19 protein-coding genes and 1 pseudogene are annotated in these 14,697 nt (G+C 38.7%); 3 read left to right on the forward strand and 17 right to left on the reverse strand.

Features of this window, described 5'->3' with window-relative positions:
* Positions 1-172: 172 nt before the first annotated feature.
* Positions 173-580: a S1 domain-containing post-transcriptional regulator GSP13 gene (gene yugI / locus J7E67_RS13305; RefSeq protein ID WP_214714961.1), complete on the reverse strand. Its 408-nt coding sequence runs from the start codon at positions 578-580 to the stop codon at positions 173-175.
* A 137-nt stretch (positions 581-717) separates the two neighbouring features.
* Between yugI and J7E67_RS13310 the strand changes: the two are divergent.
* A pseudogene (locus J7E67_RS13310) lies at positions 718-984 on the forward strand (helix-turn-helix domain-containing protein); the annotation flags it as partial.
* A gap of 185 nt (positions 985-1,169) precedes the next feature.
* On the opposite strand, the gene J7E67_RS13315 reads toward J7E67_RS13310, so the two are convergent.
* From J7E67_RS13315 to J7E67_RS13345, 7 genes are all read right to left on the reverse strand, one after another.
* Positions 1,170-1,433 carry a DUF1871 family protein gene (locus J7E67_RS13315; protein WP_214714959.1) on the reverse strand — a complete coding sequence of 88 codons (264 nt, stop codon included), beginning with the start codon at positions 1,431-1,433 and terminating at the stop codon, positions 1,170-1,172.
* Positions 1,434-1,489: 56 nt separating this feature from the next.
* A complete protein-coding gene (locus J7E67_RS13320) occupies positions 1,490-1,867 on the reverse strand; it encodes a PH domain-containing protein (RefSeq protein ID WP_214732054.1) in 378 nt (125 codons plus the stop codon).
* A gap of 173 nt (positions 1,868-2,040) precedes the next feature.
* The gene (locus tag J7E67_RS13325) at positions 2,041-3,237 is read right to left on the reverse strand and encodes an alanyl-tRNA editing protein (protein ID WP_214714958.1); all 1,197 of its coding nucleotides are present in this window, start codon (positions 3,235-3,237) and stop codon (positions 2,041-2,043) included.
* Positions 3,238-3,377: 140 nt separating this feature from the next.
* On the reverse strand, positions 3,378-3,914 hold the full coding sequence (locus J7E67_RS13330) for a mediator complex subunit 15 domain-containing protein (protein ID WP_214732055.1): 537 nt from the start codon (positions 3,912-3,914) through the stop codon (positions 3,378-3,380).
* A 154-nt stretch (positions 3,915-4,068) separates the two neighbouring features.
* Complete coding sequence (locus tag J7E67_RS13335) at positions 4,069-4,617, reverse strand: superoxide dismutase family protein (RefSeq protein WP_214714956.1); 549 nt, start codon at positions 4,615-4,617, stop codon at positions 4,069-4,071.
* A 96-nt stretch (positions 4,618-4,713) separates the two neighbouring features.
* Positions 4,714-4,923 carry a hypothetical protein gene (locus tag J7E67_RS13340; RefSeq protein ID WP_214714955.1) on the reverse strand — a complete coding sequence of 70 codons (210 nt, stop codon included), beginning with the start codon at positions 4,921-4,923 and terminating at the stop codon, positions 4,714-4,716.
* Between the two features lie 92 nt (positions 4,924-5,015).
* Positions 5,016-5,756: a peptidylprolyl isomerase gene (locus J7E67_RS13345; protein WP_214714954.1), complete on the reverse strand. Its 741-nt coding sequence runs from the start codon at positions 5,754-5,756 to the stop codon at positions 5,016-5,018.
* Positions 5,757-5,867: 111 nt separating this feature from the next.
* Between J7E67_RS13345 and kapB the strand changes: the two genes are divergently transcribed.
* Positions 5,868-6,248 (forward strand): kinase-associated lipoprotein KapB, encoded by a 381-nt coding sequence (gene kapB, locus J7E67_RS13350; protein ID WP_214714952.1) that lies wholly within the window; start codon positions 5,868-5,870, stop codon positions 6,246-6,248.
* A 39-nt stretch (positions 6,249-6,287) separates the two neighbouring features.
* Here kapB and kapD read toward each other — a convergent pair whose 3' ends face one another.
* The 9 genes from kapD to J7E67_RS13395 all read right to left on the reverse strand — a co-directional run bounded on the left by kapD (position 6,288) and on the right by J7E67_RS13395 (position 13,156).
* Positions 6,288-6,911, reverse strand: coding sequence for a 3'-5' exonuclease KapD (gene kapD, locus J7E67_RS13355; RefSeq protein WP_088089465.1), 624 nt, complete (start codon positions 6,909-6,911; stop codon positions 6,288-6,290).
* A 192-nt stretch (positions 6,912-7,103) separates the two neighbouring features.
* Entirely contained in the window at positions 7,104-7,487 is a 384-nt protein-coding gene (locus J7E67_RS13360) for a hotdog fold thioesterase (RefSeq protein ID WP_214714950.1), read from the reverse strand.
* A gap of 118 nt (positions 7,488-7,605) precedes the next feature.
* Entirely contained in the window at positions 7,606-7,836 is a 231-nt protein-coding gene (locus J7E67_RS13365; protein ID WP_214714948.1) for a hypothetical protein, read from the reverse strand.
* A gap of 338 nt (positions 7,837-8,174) precedes the next feature.
* Positions 8,175-9,683: a leucyl aminopeptidase gene (locus tag J7E67_RS13370; protein WP_214714947.1), complete on the reverse strand. Its 1,509-nt coding sequence runs from the start codon at positions 9,681-9,683 to the stop codon at positions 8,175-8,177.
* 114 nt (positions 9,684-9,797) lie between these two features.
* The gene (locus tag J7E67_RS13375; RefSeq protein ID WP_214714946.1) at positions 9,798-10,406 is read right to left on the reverse strand and encodes a 3D domain-containing protein; all 609 of its coding nucleotides are present in this window, start codon (positions 10,404-10,406) and stop codon (positions 9,798-9,800) included.
* Positions 10,407-10,581: 175 nt separating this feature from the next.
* On the reverse strand, positions 10,582-10,905 hold the full coding sequence (locus J7E67_RS13380) for a YuiB family protein (RefSeq protein WP_214714945.1): 324 nt from the start codon (positions 10,903-10,905) through the stop codon (positions 10,582-10,584).
* Positions 10,906-11,079: 174 nt separating this feature from the next.
* On the reverse strand, positions 11,080-11,205 hold the full coding sequence (locus J7E67_RS13385) for a YuiA family protein (RefSeq protein WP_168245575.1): 126 nt from the start codon (positions 11,203-11,205) through the stop codon (positions 11,080-11,082).
* A 156-nt stretch (positions 11,206-11,361) separates the two neighbouring features.
* Positions 11,362-11,853, reverse strand: coding sequence for an NUDIX hydrolase (locus J7E67_RS13390; protein ID WP_308160580.1), 492 nt, complete (start codon positions 11,851-11,853; stop codon positions 11,362-11,364).
* Positions 11,854-11,938: 85 nt separating this feature from the next.
* Positions 11,939-13,156, reverse strand: a complete 1,218-nt coding sequence (locus tag J7E67_RS13395) for an NAD(P)/FAD-dependent oxidoreductase (RefSeq protein WP_168245577.1) — start codon at positions 13,154-13,156, stop codon at positions 11,939-11,941.
* 464 nt (positions 13,157-13,620) lie between these two features.
* Here J7E67_RS13395 and J7E67_RS13400 point away from each other — a divergent pair, with 464 nt between their 5' ends.
* A complete protein-coding gene (locus J7E67_RS13400) occupies positions 13,621-14,619 on the forward strand; it encodes an NAD(P)/FAD-dependent oxidoreductase (RefSeq protein WP_214714944.1) in 999 nt (332 codons plus the stop codon).
* Positions 14,620-14,697 lie beyond the last annotated feature (78 nt).

A 14,697-nucleotide genomic window follows, 5' to 3' on the forward strand; every position in this document is an offset into this window, starting at 1 on the left:
CATTTCAAAGCTGGGATATGTATATATAGTTCTATTGTAGCCGAGCTTGAAAAAAGAATGAACACTTCATCAAAACTTTTATTTATGAAAAACTTTATGTATAATTTGTGGCTTAAAAAAAAGCCTGGTCCGCTGCTAAATCATAGCATTTGGACTAGGCTTTTTTTAATATCTATTTTTTAATTAAATCTTCACGTTGTGACTGGTCAATCCATTCTTGGAGCTTATCTTTTAATGTGTTAAAGCCTTGTTGACCTTCCACATCTGGAATAATCGCAGCTGCTTGGCGTTTACGAGGCTTCTTTGCTTTTGGAGCAGCCTGTTGTTGAACAGGTGCTTCTTCAGTAGCACGGATGGACAGACCAATCTTGCCTGCACCTTCATCTACAGATAATACTTTAACCTTAACTTCATCGCCTACTTTAAGGTGGTCATTAATATCTTTCACGTAACCATGTGTAATTTCAGAAATATGCACAAGGCCTTGGGTATTATCGTCAAGCGCAACAAACGCTCCATATGGTTGAATTCCTGTAACTTTACCTGTTAATATACTTCCAGTTTCGATCTTTTCTGACATGAAAACACTCCTAAGTGATTAATTATTTTATCCATTATATATGCATTATAATATTATATCACAAAGAATGCCTTTAATCAAAAAATATTAAATATAAAAGGGCTCATTCGAAAATCTTAACATAATGTTCAAGTTGTGCAGGAGAAAGATATACCAAACGTGATACACTAATAGTGAGGAAATCTATTTTTAAAGGAGAGGTGAACCAAATGAATACAATCGGCCAAACCATTAAAAATGCCCGCGAAATGCTCAACATGTCTCAAGAGGAGCTGGCACAAAAAATCAGAGTTGGATCACAGACAATTGAGAAATACGAATCTGGCGAACAAATTCCAAGTACGCAGACACTGTTAAAGTTATCTACTGTTTTAGATCTCCCAGCTGCAGAGTTATTAAAACAATAACATATTCAACTTATTTTTTTGATGCAACGATCCTTATGGTAAAATAATCTGTTTTTTCTTTTCACGACTGTATAAAAAAAGGGAATACTGGAAAACCTCTATATCATAAGGCTTTCTAGTATTCCCCCCTTTTTTGAAGTGGACATCCAATAATGGTATGTCCCTTTTTTTTTCCTAAATTGCTAAATGGAACAAGAATCATTTGCTTTAATAGCTAGTAATACTTTTGCTACTTTCAGACATTTTTCCATTGGTATTACCTTTTCAAATGAAAATTCATAAATGCTTTGTATTTTTTTGGCCAACTCATCCGAGGCATCAAGTTCATGAATCGCTTGGATCGTATCAGCGATTTCTGTTTCATATCCTCCGTTGTTCAATTGGAATGGGTCCCACTCATTTAATACGTCAACATATTGCAAATTTATTTGAAGCTCTTTTCTCATATGCTTTTACTCCTAATTTTTGCTTTTAAATAGTATACCATAATACACCGTTTCACTTACTTAAGAACATACTCAGCTAGAACACTTTGAAGCTCGTAGATGTTCAAGTTCTTGTTAAATTGTTTTTGTAATGGCAGGGCATTTCCAGAAATCCATATTTTCAGTTCCGCATCTAAATCAAAGTTACCCGCAGTTTCAATGCTGAAATGTGTAATGCTTTTATAGGGAATGGAATGGTATTCAACCTTTTTACCCGTTAGACCATGTTTATCCACTAAAATCAAACGTTTATTGGTAAAAATAAACATGTCACGAATTAACTTGTACGCTTTATCAATACGCTCATTCGGTGAAAGCACTTTTCCAAATTCCCGCTGTACATCAGCGGCATTTACCTCGGATGCGTTACCCATCAATCCATCTAAAAACCCCACTAACTTCACCCTTTCAAACTAATAATTTACTTCAAGTCCATCCTTACCTTTGGTTAAATAGGCACTTTTATATTGCCCTGGGGTCAAGCCTGTATACTTTTTAAATAGGGAGGTGTAATAGCTTTGATTGCATTGGGCCTCCTTGGAATGGAGGCCTATGTTTTGTTGTGGGACTATTGTGCTGTTTCCAATATATGCTGCAGCATTTGCTCCCCTGACATCAGGGCTTCACCGCCACCCTGGGTAAAGGAATCATTTCCACCGCCCTTTCCGTTTATAAGGGGAAGCGCCTTGGCGATTACTTTCTTCATACTTTCCGTTCCGGATGCCCCCCGCGCACAAACTAGCTGCAGCCGATTTTCAGTTTGTGAAACAAAGTAAACGATTGCTGTTTCATCTTCCGCAGTGATGATTCGGGCAAGCTTTTGCAGATCTTGAAGCGATCTGTTTTGAAATACTTCACTGACGAGTTTCTGCTCATGCGGATTACTTTTTCCAAGTAAGTCTTGCGCCTCATAATGGAGAAGGTTTTCCTGAGTTTGTTCCAGGGCTTTTTCTAACGTTTTATTATTTTCAAGGAGACGAAGGGCAGCTTGTTCCATTTCTTTTTCTGGTGCATTAAGAATCTTTGTTAATTCTAGCAGCACCTTTTGTTTTTGACCAAGCTGCTTAAGCACTCGGTTTCCACAAACAAATTGGACTCGCACTTTTTTCTTTTGCCTTTCCCAATCCAATACTTTTATTGCGCTAACCTCACCAGTTGCCTTTGGATGCGTGCCACCGCAGCCGTTATAATCAAAATCTGGAATAATAACAAGGCGAATATCCTCTTTGACCTTGGTTTCTTTTCGTAGTGTAAATTGAGACAACTCTTCTTCAGACACCCATTTAATCTCGATCGGCCTGTTTTCAAGGATGATCTGATTCGCAAGTTCTTCTGCTTTTTGAACTTGGTGCTGGGTTAGATTTTCTGTCTCTAAATCAATCGTGAGCAATTCCGCACCCAAATGGAAGCCGACGGTCTTGAACTCGAATAACTGGTCAAAGGCCGCAGATAAAATATGCTGTCCAGCGTGCTGCTGCATATGATCATAGCGTCTTTCCCAAGAAATGATACCAGATACTTCCTGCCCTATCCCTTGTAATGGCCCCACAAGATAATGACGAATTTCCCCATCGATTTCTTCAACATTTATTACGTTTTGATCAGCAAGGGTTCCTAAGTCGTATGGCTGTCCGCCACCAGTTGGATAAAAAGCGGTCTGATTCAAAACCACGTACCAATTTCCAGTTGAGTCTTGCTCTTGTTTTAACACCAACGCTGTAAAGGCTTTTATATATGCGTCCTGATAATACAATTTATTCTCCATTTTTGTTGTGCACTCCTATGTATTAAACATTTATTTATAAACACATTGTCATGAAAAAAGGAAAATAAATCAAGTTATAAGAAAACTGTTCCCTCGGTTATGAAGGAACAGTTTTCTCTAACCATATTATTTCTTATTTGTTATTTCTTTTCTTTACGCTGCGTGGGTTTAGTTGGTGGTTTTTGTCCACTTTGCTGGGAGCCGCCCATGCCTTGAGAGAAACCAGTATGCTGTTGTCCGCCCATCAGTTGCGGTAATCCGCCCATGCCTTGAGGGGATCCTGTTTGTTGTCCTCCCATCATTTGCGGAAACCCTCCCATGCCTTGAGGGGATCCTGTTTGTTGTCCTCCCATCAGTTGCGGGAAACCGCCCATGCCTTGAGGGAATCCTGTTTGTTGTCCTCCCTTCATTTGCGGGAACCCTTGATGTGGGAATCCGTGATGGTATCCACCCATCATATGTGGATAGCCCGGTTGTTGGTATCCTCCCATTTGTGGATAGCCTGATTGTTGATATCCTCCCATTTGTGGATAGCCTGATTGTTGATATCCTCCCATTTGTGGATAGCCTGATTGTTGATATCCTCCCATTTGTGGATAGCCTGATTGTTGATATCCTCCCATTTGTTGGTAACCAGGTTGTCCCGGAAATCCTCCAGAGAATTGCCTTTTTTCCATTACTTTCGCCTCCTAAACTGTCTCCATGCTAGTGTATGTCCACTTTTAGGATAAGTTTAGATTACTACCTATATAGAAGAAAATTTCTCAAAATAAAAACCATGATGTTGAAAAAAAAGACTATCACATTTCGGTGATAGCCATTAAAATTTTATTATTTCTCATCCTGAGCATTCTTTTGACCTGCTTTTTTATTTTTAGTAATTTCACCGCAAGCAATCCGTTTACCAGAATCTCCTGCAGGTGGTGTCATGCCATCATCTTTTCCTTCATCAACCACAATCGTGGTTCCTTCTTTTGTAAACAATGAAGTTTTTCCATCTTTTAAGGTGACATTGGGTGCCATTAAGTCTGCCTTAACTGACCCATCATCCTCGACGATTAAATTAGGCAGATCCCCTGCATGGGCACCTTTAGGATGGAGTAGCCCATGTTCCTTATTCTCAGGGTTAAAATGGTTCCCTGCAGATTTAAAATCTGGAGCCTCACATTTCCCACTGTCATGAATATGAATTGCATGTTCCCCAGCTGGAAGGCCCTTTAAATCCACTGATAATTTCACACCACTAGCTTGCTCAGCTAACTTAACTTTACCTAGCGAATCTCCCACCGCATTATACATTTCTACATCAATCTTTCTAATTTCCTTTTCAGTACAACCTGTAAGAATGAGCAGCGGAATGATCAACCAGCTTTTTTTCATATGTATACCCCCACACTAGCCAATTTGCCCTTAGTATGGACAATCTTACCCTCCTTTATCCAATGAAGGGATAAAGGAAAAAGGAACAGCTATTTGTTAACTGTTCCTTTGTGGAGGATGCTGATTTTTTAATTGTTCTTCTAATTCTTTTGCTTTTTGGGCCTCCCGTTTCGAGACTGAAATAATTATTTTCATCGTAAGAAAGGCTCCAATTAAAAAAATCACAAATGTAATGGCAGCAGGAATATATTCTGATTTATCTTCTGGAAAGTATAAAAATAAGGAAAGTACCAATGGTTGAAACATTTTCTTCTTCCTTTCTATCAAGGAACTGCTCTAAAAATTAATTATAGCAACAAAAAACGTTTCAATCCACTTTTCAATCCGATGACCTTTCTTTATTGTAAAACCTTAATCTCTTTAATAATAACATCTTTTTTGGGTTTATCTTGGGCACCAACTGAGATGTTGGCAATTTTATCAACGATATCCATGCCATCAATCACCTGGCCAAAAACCGTATGACGATGATCCAGCCATGGTGTACCGCCGTTTTTATTATAAGCTTCAATAATTTCTTTTGGATAACCAGCCTTTTCCATTTGTTCTTTCATTGCTGGATCAAGTGAAGAGCTTTGTACAATAAAAAACTGACTCCCATTTGTGTTGCTGCCCGAATTAGCCATGGATAAGGCACCGCGGAGATTATATAGATTCTTTGAAAACTCATCTTCAAAAGGCTTCCCATAAATGCTCGCTCCGCCTGTTCCGTTCCCGTTCGGATCCCCGCCCTGAATCATGAAATCCTTTATGACCCTGTGAAAAATTAGTCCATCATAATAACCTTCTTCACTATGTTTTACAAAGTTTTCAACCGCTTTTGGTGCATGCTCAGGGAATAATTTGATTTTAATGGTTCCCATCGACGTTTCCATTTCAACGAGCTTTTCATCATCGGAAACCTCGGTTGAAAGTTGAGGAAAGCCTTCATTTGTCACTTGTTGGTCCCCTTCCTTCTGTTCCGTTTTTGGTGTCGTCGTTTTCGGTGTGGATTCTTCTTTCTTTGTGCTTGTCCCACATGCGGCCAATACTAAAACAATCGTCAATAATGTAAACAAGATTTGCAAATTCTTTCTCATATATCATTCCTCCATTTTTTTCACTTTAACCGAAATAATTTCCTCACAATGTTTTTAATTTACTATGTTTCATATTAAAATGAAAGAGGAAAAGCGAAAGGGGTGTTTGTTGTGTCAGAATTCCAAATCGGTGAAATCGTAACAGCCATTTATAAAACAGGAAAATATATCGGAGAAATAACAGAAGTACGCCCACAGCATTATTTAGTAAGAATCCTCGCAGTACTTAAACATCCGATGCAAGGAGATTTACATAATCCGAAAGAAGCTGATGTACTTATTTTTCATGAGAGAAAAGCGCTCAGCTATCGTGAGCAAGCGAATATTCCATACAAAATGGTTAAGGCCTTCGAAAATGAAGTTCCAGACTATTTGGAGTCCTTAAAAGAGGCAGTAGCCATTATGAAAAAGGAACTAGCAGAGACATCTTCAGAATGGGCTGCGATGAGCTTAAAGGCATTAGAATCGCTAGAAAAAGATTATAAATTATAAAAATGCTAAAGGCCAAATCAGTTTGAATGATTTGGCCTTTTATGCGAATTCGCTTAATAACTTTGAGAAATCAATCCGATCACCAATTGTCGTTGGTTCTGGTTTCTCTAAATAACGTTTATCCTTTTCAACGAGCTTGAATATATTAAAGGTAGTCAACGCATCATCAAGTGCTCGGTGATGCCTGCCTGTCCCTTCTTTCCCATATTCCTGTACAGCTTTCCAGAGGCCAGTTTGATTTTGGTCACCAAAAAAGCGTTTATATTCCATGGAAAGATCTAATTCAGCAGCCTTGAGCGGAAAAGCAACCCCTGCCTTTAAGCAATTATGCCGAAGGACCTTCATATCCATATTTCCCCATGTAACAATGGTTGTTTCATAATTATGCTTATTGAACTCCTCCAATTTTTTTACAAGTTCAAAAATAGATAAACCCTTGTCTACCTGCTGCTGGGAAATATGTAAAAAGGATTTACATCGTTCCGTAAGTTTTGGGAATTTAAGTGGAGTCACAAAGGAAGAAAACTGTTCCGTCACTTGGTCATCAACGACTGCAACTATTCCAACCTCGATAATTTCTGCATAAAAGTCCTTCATTCGTACATTTCGTTCAGGCATTGTAAACTCAAAATCGATAAACAAATATTGCCGCCTTGCTCTCATCAATTTCACCACCTTTACGTTTCTTCTTAATACATTATATAAAGAAACCTGTACAAAAAATTGTGCTTTTTTTCTATTTTTTTATTTCTTACATTATAACATGAAATTAAAGTTAATTTTTTAAATTTTTCATCAATATAAAAAAGAATGGGAATGACTCCATCCTTATTTAGAAACCTGGCATACATGTTTTTATCTTTTTAACTTAATGACTGCCATTGTACATCTAGACACGCAAACAAGGCGATCTTTCTCATCGGTAATTTTAATATCCCATACCTGAGTTGATTTCCCTTGATGAAGTACAGTACCTACTGCAGTTACAACCCCTTCCGTTTTGGGACGGACATGATTGGCATTAATCTCTTGCCCCGCAACAGCCTCTACTTCTTTATCAACCAGCTCATATGCCCCTACACTGGCAACCGTTTCTGCTAAAGCAACAGATGCTCCTCCGTGCAGTAATCCAAATGGCTGGCGGGTCCGTTCATCCACGGGCATTGTCGCAATGACCTTCCCTTTTTCGATTTTGGTAATCTCAATCCCAAGAGATTTTAATAATGTGTTTTCAATCATTTCTATTCCTCCAATATGTAAAATGTTGTCTATTTAATCTATTCGCTTTATTTTCTTATTTTCCTTTTAATTATAGTTCTCTACATAAAAAAACAGCCCAAGAGCTGTTTTTTCTCATTTAATAATAATACGGGGCACCATAGCCTGGATAAAAAGCTCCTGGGTAGCCTACTGGCGGTGGGGGTGGTGGATAAAAGCCAGGATATCCATAACCTCCATAAAATGGCCGGCTAATTAACGCGCCTCCTAATAGTCCACCTAGAAAGCCCCCAATCAATGGCAAACCAAAACCAAAGCCAATAAATCTATGATCCTGTCCCTGCTGTGGGTTCCGATAATAAGGGTACATGCAGCAAACCTCCTTTCCTCTATACTTGCCTACACTATTTCATATGCGAAGTGAAGGGGTTTGGAGTGGGCAAAAGAGCCCCCGAGATTCATATTGGATTTCCTTAGTAAGGCGTTCATGAGGACAAATATCTGTATCCGAAAGCAGTCCTCATGAGGTGTTCATGAGGACAAATATCTCCATCTGAAAGCTAAAACTGGCCTCATGAGGTGTTCATGAGGACAAATATCTCCATCCGAAAGCTAAAACTGTCCTCATGAGGTGGTCACGCGGACAAATATCTGCATCCGAAAGCTAAAACTGTCCTCATGAGGTGGTCATGAGGACAGTACCAGTAATTATTTCTCAATTGGTTTAAACCGTTCTACAAATAAGGCAAGTGTCCGGGTCATGACTCCTGTTGCCCCGGCTGGACCTAAATCATATGCCTTGGAAGAGGTTGCCGTCCCTGCGATATCTAAGTGTACCCACGGTGTTCCTTCGGCAAATTCACCGATAAACGCCCCAGCAACAAGCGCATGGCCTTCACTGCCTGGGGAATTATTTAAATCGGCGACTTTACTGTTTCTTACCCGCTCGATCTCCGTTTCAAATAATGGCAGCTGCCACATCTGCTCACCAGCTTCCACCGAAGCTTCTAACACCTGTTGATATAATTGGTCATGGTTAGTCATTGCTCCAGTAGTATGGAGGCCAAGAGCTGTTATCACTCCACCGGTTAAAGTTGCCACATCTACCAGGTAATCTGCGCCGTGATGCTTGGCATAGGTAACTGCATCAGCTAACACAAGGCGGCCTTCTGCATCTGTATTTAAAACCTCAATGGTTTTACCGCTCATCGAGGTAATGACGTCATCAGGTTTAAAGGCATGACCGTTAATCATATTATCTGTGGATGGAATGACAGCGACCACGTTTTGCTCTGGCTGGGTCTCGCCGATGATTTCCATTGCCCCTAGCACTGCTGCTGCTCCGCCCATGTCCGTTTTCATCCCAACAATTCCAGCTTTTGTTTTAATAGAGTAACCGCCTGTATCAAAGGTAATCCCTTTTCCGACGAGGCCGATGACATCTTTCCATTCGTCTTTTCCTTGATATTTCAGGACAATCATTTTTGGCGGCTCTGTGGACCCTTGGTTAACTGCAAGGAAGGCTCCCATACCGAGCTTTTCGATCTCTGCTTTATCTAAGATTTCCACTTCGAAATCATACCTTACAGCAAGGTCTTTGGCATAATTAGCCATAACTGTTGCTGTCAACATATTGCCTGGGAGGTTAACAAGTGTTCTCGCCGAATTCGTTGCTTTTCCAAACGCAAACCCTACAGTTAGTGATGCTTCCACTTCATCTTCCTCATATTTATCACAATAAATCGTCACATGCCCGAGTTTTTTCTCAGGCTCGTTCGATTTTTGTTTGTAGCCTTCAAATTGGTAAGTGGAAAGAGAAAGTGCTTCACTCAACGCATGTGAGGCATCTAAACCATTTACTTCCACTGCTGTAAAGGAATCTAAATAAACAGCGGTTTCCTCAAGTTTACTCTTTTGTATTTCCTTAAAAAGCCTACCAAACGCTTCTTTTAGTTTATCGAAGGTTAAATCCTTTTCTTTCCCTAAACCAACAAACCAAATTCTTTTTGCGCCGATTTTACCAAAGCTATGTACTTTACTGATACTTTTTAACTTGGCCGATAAATCACCCGATTTTACTAGGTTTGTAAGCTGGCCTTCGAACCGATGATCAAGACTTGTCAATAATCCTGAAAATTTTTCTGGTTTATCAAAAAGACCAATGATTAAACCCTCATGCTCAGTAGATAGGTCTATTTCCTTTTTAACATCAAACAAACTACTTCACCTCCATAATATTGTATTTTTATTATAACGAGTAACCGCATTTATTTCGACTAACTAATTATCTTACAATTATATTAAAATAAAAAACAGGCCAGCAGCCTGCTTCTATCGTTTCTCCGAGCTAATGTACTGCCCGCGAAAAACTTGCATCGATTTATCTTCATTTAATGATTTAAGTGTTTGCTCTGTCAGTTTCCCATTGCCTTTTTCGACGACATAAATATCTAACTTCTTTTTCCCCCATTTATTATAAACATCATCTACCGTTTCATAATAAAGGTCTAGTTCATTCCCTTTAATAGCCCCGCCTTTATCAGCTACAACCCCATACCCGTATCCAGGGATAAAGAGAATCGTTCCAATCGGAAAAACAGATAAATCTGCTGCGATCGTTGAAAATAAATCACGTTTAACCTTTACTCCTGAGTAGGTAATCCCGTATTCCGGATGACCTTTACTCTTTCCTGTTGATTCTACTCCCGCAGTATAACCAGTGGCTGTAACAGTTAGCTTAGGATATTTTGACCAATCAATTTCGTCTTCTAAGGAACGTGAGGTTCCAGCAACGGTTTCAGTGGTTGAGATAACCGATGCAAATTGCTTAATGAGCAACTCGGCATTTACTCCGGAAATAGATTGGAAGGTCGCTAATATTGCCATCAAGAAAAGACACACCATCGCAAAACGCCTAGTCCAATTTTTCATTTTATTCATAAAATTTTTCACTCCTCCCAAAATATTCATTCCCAAGCTAGAGGAAATTATTCAAAAAAGGAGGGGGAAAATTTTTAGAACTGATTTTTCTATTCCTTAAATCCTTGTTCCCAAAAAAAGACCCTTACCTAGAGGTAAAAGTCTAATATCATCTGGTATTCATTTATTAAAAGTCTTAAAACATTTGGTATCCATTTTTTCGTAAAAGCTTGATTGTAAAACCAGCTGCGACTGCACCAGCAAGTCCACTTATTAAGATAAGAATATCTGCAGTTGCTAGCGAAGTAAACCTGTGGCCCAACTCGTTAAAGGCCATTTTACTATTTGTAAAATATTCACTAAACCTTACTTTATCTACAATAAAAATTGCCACAATCGGATAAACTACTGCCATAACCCATGACATTCTTAGAAGCATATTTAAGATAAATCCAATTCCAAAAAATAAAACAAAGAATAATAAAATCGAAATGATTAAGACCACAATGCTCATTTGCATCCGAGATTCCCCCTTATACATCAACATTTAGTGTACTTAATGTCGAAAAGGGAGTCAATATAAACGAATTATTTTTGCAAGGCAATACTTTCCTTAAGAAAAAAAAGCCCCTCGAAAGTCTCGAAGAAGCAGTTATGGCTCGTTATCCAACTGATACAGAAAAGGTAAAAAGCCTTATTCTTTTTTCTTGCCTGTTCCATTACAGCACGTACAGGTTTCTGATCCGCCTAGTACTAGTTGAAAATAGCCTTTCCCAGAGCAATAATCACAGGTTTTTGAATCCAAACTCTTAACTGTCATTGTCCATCATCTCCTTAAAAATTAACTTAATTTTCTGATAATATATCAAGGATTGGCTAAAATAGAAAGGTCTGAATTTGTGCGAATCGCCCAAAGAAAACGGATACACATTAAGTATTCTTTCATTTACTAAGTTTTCCTTAAATTTTCTAAAAATTATAAAAATAATTTATAGGCTGTATACCCGAATTGATCACCAGGGTTCAGGTCACTAGTACCTGGCTTCGAAAAGGAAATATCATTTTTTATCAGGTATTGGAGAATAATCGATGCGTCTTTCTCGAGCAGCAGTTCTTCTGGAGACATAAATCTCGCTTCAAAGAGTTCGTTTTCCTGATGGATAACCTCACCCACTTCTATCGGTTCAAGCAGGAAATGGAGTAAATTATCACTGATTTCGCCTTTAATAACACCGGTTCTCAATCCGATGAACCCCTTGACCTGACATTGAATACCGGTTTCTTCCTTGACTTCCCGAATGACTGCTTCATCCGCAGTTTCCCCCATCTCAACAAAGCCTGCTGGCAATGACCATTTTCCTTTTAAACCGCCATATCTTTTCTTCACGACAAGCCATTGTCCATCTTTAGACTTTACCACCCCAGCAACAGCCAACCAAACCTTCCCGCGTTTTTCACGATTGCTCACCCAAACTCCCCCTAACAAAGAATTCATTTGTTCAATCATATCAAAAAGGGACAGATTTCTCTGTCCCTTTCGCATTAAAATATTTTTAAAAAACATTAAACTTCCCTTTTTTCAATACAAGACCTGCGCCGCCAATCATGTATAAAGAGCGATTATCGACTACTTTTTTCATGAAGGATGCCTTGGCACCAGTTATTTTTTTACCAAAAACAACACCGATCGCATCATCTTCACCAAGGGAGCAAACAGTCCCTTTATTGTCAAACGTAAAAGTTTCTAACTCAGCTTTATTGCGAACTAGGGCCGCTATATTACGGGCACAAACTTCGCCTTGCTGCATAGCAATTTGAGCGGTCGGAGGATAAGGACGATTAATCTCCTCATTAATCATGAGTGAGCTGTCACCAATCATGAAGACATCCTCAAAGCCAGGAACACGAAGGTCCGGCTGAACTTTTACCCTGCCTCGCATTGCTTCGAAACCTGATTTTTCAACAATCGAGTTCCCGCGAATTCCAGCGGCCCAAACGACGGTACCAGCCTTAATCTCACGCGGTTCCTCATCACCTTTTGCTACAAAAATTCCTTCTTCCGTGCATTCCTTAATCGCTGTTCCAATTAAGAATTCGACACCTTTTCGTTCCAATTGTGAAACGGCGTAATTCACTAATTCTGGGTCAAAACCAGGGAGTACGGTTGGTGCAGCTTCAACACAAATAATTTTTACTTTATGGGAATCGACATCATATTCATGGCATAGTTCTGGTATTCTGTTTGTTAATTCACCTAAGAACTCGATTCCTGTAAATCCAGCACCACCAACAACAATAGACAAGCGATTGTCGTTCTTCACTTCTTCCATATTGTAGGTGGCAAATTGGTATTCAATATGTTCGCGCAATTGACGTGAAGAATTCACATTAGAGATTCCAAATGCAAATTCTTTTAATCCTTTAATACCAAACGTTTCTGGCTCACCGCCAAGAGCAATAACAAGGTAGTCATAGTTGACTTCACCTTTTTCTAAAATAACCTTTTTTTCTTCTTTGTTTATTTCTACTACTGTATCTTGAACAAAATCCACTTTACTGCGATCAATCACATCACGTATATCATAACGAACACGATCATGATGTAACGTACCTGCAGAAGCTTCATGGAGCCATGTGGTTTCATAATGGTAGTCATTTTTATTCACTAATACAATATCCGCTTCATTAACGCCGATTAATTTTTGTAAGCGAACTGTTGTCATTAGTCCACCATAACCAGCACCGAGAATAACAATTTTAGGCTTTCTCAAAGTGATCACTTCCACCTTTTATTTTTTTTGAATAAACTCTCTTTTTCTTAGCTTCCACTGCTTTAACCGTTTTTATTTTGAATAATAGAAAAATGTATGTGATATAATTCACGTATGAGTCTAAAAAAAACGAACTACTTGGTTTGGATATCGATTTTCGCAGAGGTTTATTATGCTAAGAAAGTAAATATTTCCTATGATCGTCATAAAAATGTGCTTTTTATGTCACAAAAATTTAACAATCTATCCTCAATACATCTTATGCTACTTTCACAGGATTATCAAGCAATTTTTATAAATTAATTAACTTTAATAGATAAGGAATTGCATCTCCTGTTATCTTTTAGTCCTTGTTTTAAATATTGTTTCTATTGCGAATATTACCTTTATAATGATGTGAGAATTTTTTATTTTATGATATTATAGTGAGTGGAGTTTCTAACTACAAGTTGGGGGGATACGGAGTGCAGGAGAATCAAAAAATTTATGACATTACAATCATCGGTGGCGGCCCTACCGGTTTATTTACCGCCTTTTACGGAGGAATGAGACAAGCATCCGTGAAAATCATTGAGAGCTTACCACAGCTAGGCGGTCAATTATCAGCGCTTTACCCGGAAAAATATATTTATGATGTGGCAGGTTTTCCAAAAATCCGTGCACAAGAATTGATAAATAACTTAAAAGAACAAATGCGCAAATTCGAACCTACAGTTGCACTTGAGCAATCTGTTGAAAAGTTAGAAAAGCAAGAAGATGGTACGTTCAAATTAACAACAAATAAGGAAGTTCACTATTCAAAAACAATTATAATTACCGCTGGAAATGGTGCTTTTCAACCGCGTCGTTTAGAGCTAGAAAGCGCTGCCCAATATGAACGGAAAAATCTCTACTACTTTATTGAGGATCTAAATCAGTTTGCTGGTCAAAAAGTTGTGGTTTTTGGTGGCGGAGATTCTGCCGTTGACTGGGCACTAATGCTTGAGCCTATTGCTGAGAAAGTATCCATTGTTCACCGCAGAGATAAATTCCGTGCTCACGAACATAGTGTCGAAAACTTGTTTAACTCAAAAGTAGATGTGAAGACACCTTATGTTCCTGCCGAACTTATTGGTGATGACGGTGGAATTAAGCAGGTAGTCCTTGAAACGGTTAATGGTGAAGAGAAAGTAGCACTCGATGTGGATGCTGTTATTTGTAACTATGGTTTTGTCTCATCCCTTGGACCAATTAAGGAATGGGGTCTAGAAATCGAAAAGAATTCCATTGTCGTAAATTCGAAAATGGAAACCAACATACCTGGCATTTATGCTGCGGGCGATATTTGCACCTATGACGGAAAAGTAAAATTAATTGCTTGTGGCTTTGGTGAAGCACCAACTGCCGTTAATAATGCAAAAGCTTTCATTGATCCTAAAGCAAAAATCCAGCCATTGCATAGTTCATCGATGTTTAATAAATAAGAAAAAAGCGTCCCTCAGCGGGACGCTTCAGACTGTCGACAAATCCGAAAAACTTGGGTTTGCCGGCAGTCTTTTTTA

This window comes from Bacillus sp. ISL-46 (assembly GCF_018613205.1).

Coding starts and splice junctions, on each gene's coding strand:
- yugI (WP_214714961.1), bottom strand. CDS start 580: ATGTCAGAAAAGATCGAAACTGGAAGTATATTAACAGGTAAAGTTACA.
- J7E67_RS13315 (WP_214714959.1), bottom strand. CDS start 1,433: ATGAGAAAAGAGCTTCAAATAAATTTGCAATATGTTGACGTATTAAAT.
- J7E67_RS13325 (WP_214714958.1), bottom strand. CDS start 3,237: ATGGAGAATAAATTGTATTATCAGGACGCATATATAAAAGCCTTTACA.
- J7E67_RS13330 (WP_214732055.1), bottom strand. CDS start 3,914: ATGGAAAAAAGGCAATTCTCTGGAGGATTTCCGGGACAACCTGGTTAC.
- J7E67_RS13335 (WP_214714956.1), bottom strand. CDS start 4,617: ATGAAAAAAAGCTGGTTGATCATTCCGCTGCTCATTCTTACAGGTTGT.
- J7E67_RS13340 (WP_214714955.1), bottom strand. CDS start 4,923: ATGTTTCAACCATTGGTACTTTCCTTATTTTTATACTTTCCAGAAGAT.
- J7E67_RS13345 (WP_214714954.1), bottom strand. CDS start 5,756: ATGAGAAAGAATTTGCAAATCTTGTTTACATTATTGACGATTGTTTTA.
- kapD (WP_088089465.1), bottom strand. CDS start 6,911: ATGAGAGCAAGGCGGCAATATTTGTTTATCGATTTTGAGTTTACAATG.
- J7E67_RS13360 (WP_214714950.1), bottom strand. CDS start 7,487: ATGATTGAAAACACATTATTAAAATCTCTTGGGATTGAGATTACCAAA.
- J7E67_RS13365 (WP_214714948.1), bottom strand. CDS start 7,836: ATGTACCCTTATTATCGGAACCCACAGCAGGGACAGGATCATAGATTT.
- J7E67_RS13375 (WP_214714946.1), bottom strand. CDS start 10,406: ATGAATAAAATGAAAAATTGGACTAGGCGTTTTGCGATGGTGTGTCTT.
- J7E67_RS13380 (WP_214714945.1), bottom strand. CDS start 10,905: ATGCAAATGAGCATTGTGGTCTTAATCATTTCGATTTTATTATTCTTT.
- J7E67_RS13385 (WP_168245575.1), bottom strand. CDS start 11,205: ATGACAGTTAAGAGTTTGGATTCAAAAACCTGTGATTATTGCTCTGGG.